Origin of the sequence: Thiomonas sp. (genome assembly GCF_034007205.1) — a bacterium.
Classification (GTDB): domain Bacteria; phylum Pseudomonadota; class Gammaproteobacteria; order Burkholderiales; family Burkholderiaceae_C; genus Thiomonas.
On record NZ_JAVERI010000043.1, the window covers coordinates 1 to 3,660 of the forward strand.

At 48.2% G+C, this 3,660-nt stretch carries 3 protein-coding genes; all 3 read left to right on the plus strand.

Going from position 1 to position 3,660, the window contains the following annotated elements:
- On the plus strand, positions 1 to 267 hold a 267-nt coding region (locus RBR52_RS15360), incomplete at its 5' end, for an integrase core domain-containing protein (RefSeq protein ID WP_320378148.1).
- Between the two features lie 405 nt (positions 268 to 672).
- A complete protein-coding gene (locus tag RBR52_RS15365; protein WP_199262987.1) occupies positions 673 to 2,055 on the plus strand; it encodes a TIGR03013 family XrtA/PEP-CTERM system glycosyltransferase in 1,383 nt (460 codons plus the stop codon).
- Positions 2,056 to 2,068: 13 nt separating this feature from the next.
- Positions 2,069 to 3,660 (plus strand): hypothetical protein (locus RBR52_RS15370; RefSeq protein WP_320378149.1); only part of this gene is annotated, 1,592 nt, incomplete at its 3' end.

Sequence of the window (3,660 nt, forward strand, 5' to 3'; positions counted from 1 at the left end):
GTCCGGGCGGTCAAAGACCGCGGATGCAAGCTCAGCATGGATGGCCGGGGCGCCTGGCGGGACAACGTGTTTGTGGAACGATTGTGGAAGTCAGTCAAGTACGAAGAAGTGTATCTCCATGCCTATGGCTCAGTCGTCGAGGCCCGCAGATCGATCATACGTTATCTCGACTGGTACAACCGCTGTCGACCACACTCCAAAATAAAGAGAAAAACGCCTAACGAGGCGTATACCGCGATGCTGCCGGCGGTCCAACAGGCAGCGTAACTATGGACAGAGATTTCACTTAAAAATTAGAAGATCTTGTTCAGACAAGTGGAGCCACCTCTTACCGACCGGTACCAGGCATCGGCTCGCCTGTTGCAGAGACCATATTCTGTACAGTCAACCTGTATTCCGGAAGAGCTCTGATCCGATTTTTCAGGTGGATGTCAACTCAGGCCATTGTTTTCCTGCTGCTTTACTGCGGAAAAGTGTGTGAAAAACTATGATGGATACTGCAGCATTTATAGGTTAAATAAGTGCAGTTTTCTTTATTTTTAAGAAAACTGCATTGACAAATAATCATCAACATTTTCCACATTTATTAAAAAATTTTTCCTCCGCCTTTTGGGCCTCTACCAATCAGCAAACCATTAAACGATTATACGCGATGTTATCGCCAGAGAAACTATGCCTTATCTTCTGAACAAATATTATCCGGCTCGTAAGTTGATTTTTTTCTTAGGCGAAGGGTTTCTTATTTTTTCAAGTGTACTCGGTGTCCTTCTTCTCATTTCAGGATGGAAGCTGTTTTTCGCTGTCCCATCTGAATTTCTACCGAGAGCTCTTATTGTAACGATCGTCTTTCAACTGACTTTGTACTTTTTTGATCTGTATGACTTCAGAAAAACCGGGCCGACCGGCGAAACCTTTATGCGTATGATGCAGGCTTTCGGGGCTGGTTGTATAGTCTTAGCTTTTCTCTACTTTGTATTTCCATTCATTATTATCTCTACATCTACATTCTTTGGTTGTTATATTCTTATCTGCATAACTCTTTTATTGTGGAGATCACTCTATTATTTTATTCTTCAGAAAAAATTGTTAGCACAAGACATTATCATTATCGGCACCGGAGAAATGGCTGCCAGAATTGTCCTTGAAATTCTTGAGAACAAGGAGTCCGGCTTCATCATTGCAGCAATTATCGGCAACAACCCTCCAGTTTTTGATCATCAGAATATTCCTGTCTTTCATACCTTCAGTGACCTGAACAGTAACCCGGTCCTTTCAGAAATCGATCATATTGTTGTCGCTCTTGATGACCGCCGGGGAGTCATGCCGACCACCGATCTCCTCGAAAAAAAATTACAGGGGAAACTCATTGAAGATGGGATATCCTTTTACGAGACCATCACCGGTAAAATTCTCATTGAAAAAGTAAATCCTGCCTGGCTCATTTTCTCCGAAGGATTTGACTACGGCCGCCTGGCCTATCTTTCCAAACGCATCTTAGATCTTTTTCTTGCATTCATCGGGCTTGTGTTGAGCCTGCCGATATCTATAGTGACAGCCATTCTCATCCGACTTGAATCACCAGGCCCTGTTCTCTACAGGCAGGAACGGGTAGGAGAACGTGGCAAATCATTTTACATCTTAAAGTTCCGGTCAATGCGCCAAGATGCTGAAAAAAATGGTGCTGTCTGGGCAGCAACAAACGATAGCCGTGTCACTCGCGTCGGCCGCTTCATCCGGAAAGTTCGCATTGATGAAATCCCACAGATGTGGAATGTTGTTCTCGGCCAGATGAGCTTTGTCGGTCCCCGACCTGAACGACCTGTCTTTGTCAATCAATTGGTCCAGAAACTGCCGTATTACTCATTACGTCACGCCACTAAACCAGGCATCACCGGGTGGGCGCAGGTATGTTATCCTTATGGAGCATCTGAAGAAGACGCCCTGCGCAAGCTCGAATATGATCTGTATTATATTAAACATCAGTCTTTTTTTATTGATCTTTTGATTGTCTTCCGCACCGTTAAAACGGTTCTTTTTCAAAAAGGCGCTCGATGACCCCCACTCTACCATGACTTTCTCATCTCCTTCCTCTGCCACCGATCGCCACAGCCTGCTCCTGGACTTCTCTGTCCGTTTGTATACGGCCCTCAGAACAATGCGGCTTTATCCAAGCACCAACCCGCAGGTCCAGCGGAGCAATGACTTTTTCTTTAAGACATTCAGTGCACTCCTGACGCATCAGACAACAGAAAGATCAGTCACCATTGCCTGTTCAGACGGCAGGCTGCTTATCTGCGGAGAACATCTCACAGACAAAGACCACGCTCGCCCGCAGATCCAGGGTCTGATCACCCTTTTTAACCGGTTGCAGATTCATTCACTCACCTTCCATGAAGCGTTCACCACCAGAGAATGCAGCTTCTTTGTTGAACTTCTTTCTTCATTCTTAGCGGAAAAAGAGGCGAGCAGATCTATAGCCTCATTGTTATCCGAAGCGGATATTGCCTCTGTCACCGTTGATACCATGAAGTATGTTGTCCTCCGTGAAGGCGAACAGGTCGTTAACGAGGAACTGATCGGATCCGGACTTGATATCAGCGACGAAGAGTTGACCAATTTTATCCTTGAGCATGGTGCTCAGGAAATGATCCCGGGTGTTTCGTCGACATTGGTTGATCAACTCATCGGTCAACTGTCGGCTACAGGGACTATTTCAGACGAACAGTCCGAAGATATCAACAAAACAGTCATCGATCTTTTACAACAACTGAGTCAGGAACCCGGAGCTGCTGCACATGACCAGAAAATAGCCGGTATCGCAAACCACCTGGCAGGCCTCGATCCTTCAGTGCTCGCACAACTTGTTGCTCATCTGCCAATCACAGCGGATACCGACAGTGTTTTAAGTACGATCTTCAACCGCATTCCACCTGAACATCTTCATTCCTTACTTTCAAATATCACCCTGCAGCACATCTTGTCACCCCAGGGAGATGTGCGGCAGCATCCCATGACTGCTGACAATGCACTCTCCTGGATTACACACCTGGAACAGACAGGTCCGCCTAATGTCAGCAAGGCCATTGCCCAGAACATCGATGCACGACAACTGCTGCTTAACCCGGACACACCGATCAGTCAGCTGCCCGAACACCTGCTCCAACGCCTCAGACAGCCGGAGTGGTCGGCACCGGTTATCACGGCCGCAGCCAGACAGGTCAGTGATCCGCAGGCCCACACAGAAGGCCAGACTGATTTTGCCGCCTTTAACCGCATGCTTGCCCACTACGAACAGCTGCTGAGCAAGGAGCAGCAGACCCGGGTTGCCCGGCAGGCCGGAGCTGAACTGGCCTCCATGGAAGGCATTGCACTGGGCAATATCCTGGCCCAGCGGTTCAAGGGACTCTTTGGCGAGCAGCTCTACTCCCAGGTCCTCAACCAGGTGTCAGACCAGCTGCTGGACGAGACCATTGAACACCTCACCCCCAAGCAGCTCAACCGCATGGTTGCCACCCTGATCAGCGACATCCCGCTGCAGATCGGTAAAGACAAGGATCCCGGCTTCAAGCCTGTTGATGATATCCTGTTCAAGCGGCTGGCACAGACCAGACGGGGACCGGAGCTCAGCAAGGCCATTGCCCAGAACATCGATGCACGACA